We start from the raw sequence: 1,729 nt of genomic DNA, 5'->3' as shown, positions 1-1,729 counted from the left end.
GTCAGGCCCGGCGTTTGGGGGTCAGTTTGGCGGCGTTGTGTCATCTGGCCTGGGCCCAGGTATTGTCGCATACCAGCGATCAGGTAAAAGTGGTGTTTGGCACCGTGCTATTTGGACGCATGGCGGCGGGAGAAGGGGCTGATAGTGGCATGGGGTTGTTTATCAATACCTTGCCGCTGCGGCTGGATATCGATGATACCCCGGTACGGGACAGCGTGCAGGCTGCCCATACCCGACTTGCCGGGTTATTAGAACATGAACATGCTTCACTGGCGCTGGCCCAGCGTTGCAGTAATGTGCAGAGGGAGATCCCCCTCTTTAGCAGCTTGCTGAACTATCGACATAATACATTGTCAACAACGCTGGATGAATTGATCAGTGGGATCGAATTCCTTGATGCGCAGGAGCGAACCAATTATCCGTTAGTGTTGTCGGTGGAGGATTGTGGTGAATCCTTGGGATTAACCGCTCAAGTTGTCCAGCCGTTTGATGCGGATCGGATATGCGGTTATATGCAACAGGCGCTGGAGAGTTTAGTGGAGGCGCTTGAACAAGCACCTGAAACACCGGTACAGCAGTTGGAAACTCTGCCAGAATCGGAGCGTACATTGTTGTTAAAAACCTGGAACGCGACGGAAACCCTTTATCCTGACGCGTTATGTATCCATCAGTTGTTTGAACAACAAGTGGAGAAAACCCCGAATGCCACAGCGTTAGTGTATGAAGAACAAACCCTCAGTTATGCGGAATTAAATACCCGGGCTAACCGGTTGGCTCATCAGTTGATTGCGCTGGGCGTAGAGCCGGATCAGCGGGTGGCGATTTGTGTGTCACGTTCCCCAGCAATGGTGGTGGGGATATTGGCAATACTAAAAGCCGGTGGAGCCTATGTGCCGTTGGATCCGGTCTATACCGGGGAGCGTCTGGCCCATATTCTGACTGATGCTGCTCCGGTTATTTTGCTGGCGGATAAAGCCGGACGTGCTGCGTTGGGTGAGAAGGCACTGACAGAACTCACCGTACTTGACCCAAATGCATTGCTCAACCAGCGGGACTGCAACCCGCAAATACCTGCATTAACTTCACGACATCTGGCGTATGTAATTTATACCTCAGGTTCAACAGGGACACCGAAAGGAGTGATGCTGGAACATCGTGGTGTTTGCAACTACCTGCTATGGGCGAGGAGTGATTACCTAACTGAAAGGCAATTCAATAGTATCGTTTCGTCATCGATAGCCTTTGATGCCACGGTCACCAGTCTTTACCTGCCTTTACTATGTGGAGGCAAGAGCCATCTGCTCCGTGACGGGCAGGAGCTGGTTGAGTTGCTTCCCGCGTTGTTGTCAATGGAATCGGGTGCTTTGGTTAAAATTACTCCCGGTCATCTTGCGGCAATGGGGCAGAAATTGAAAACCGTGGGACGAAAATGCCCCGCTCACTGCTTTATCGTGGGTGGAGAGACACTACCCAGTTCCACTATTGCACTTTGGCAAACATTATCGCCTGGATCACGCATCATCAACGAGTATGGCCCAACCGAAACCGTCGTGGGTTGTACCGTGTTTGATATCAACCATCCGAGCTGTTTTGCCGATAACGTACCGATTGGCCGCCCAATATCCAATACCCAAATTTATATTCTCGATACCTACGGGAAACCTGTCCCAATGAGTGTCACGGGTGAACTTTACATTGGGGGAGTCGCTGTCGCCCGTGGTTACCTGAA

1 protein-coding gene is annotated in these 1,729 nt (G+C 51.5%); it reads left to right on the top strand.

All coding sequences use genetic code 11. The features are described 5' to 3' along the window. Positions 1 to 1,729: non-ribosomal peptide synthetase (locus tag C5471_RS23130; protein WP_166296553.1), on the top strand; the 1,729-nt coding region annotated here is incomplete at both ends.

Source organism: Photorhabdus tasmaniensis (genome assembly GCF_011189505.1).
Classification (GTDB): domain Bacteria; phylum Pseudomonadota; class Gammaproteobacteria; order Enterobacterales; family Enterobacteriaceae; genus Photorhabdus; species Photorhabdus tasmaniensis.
This window is presented reverse-complemented; position numbering and strand designations above follow the sequence as displayed.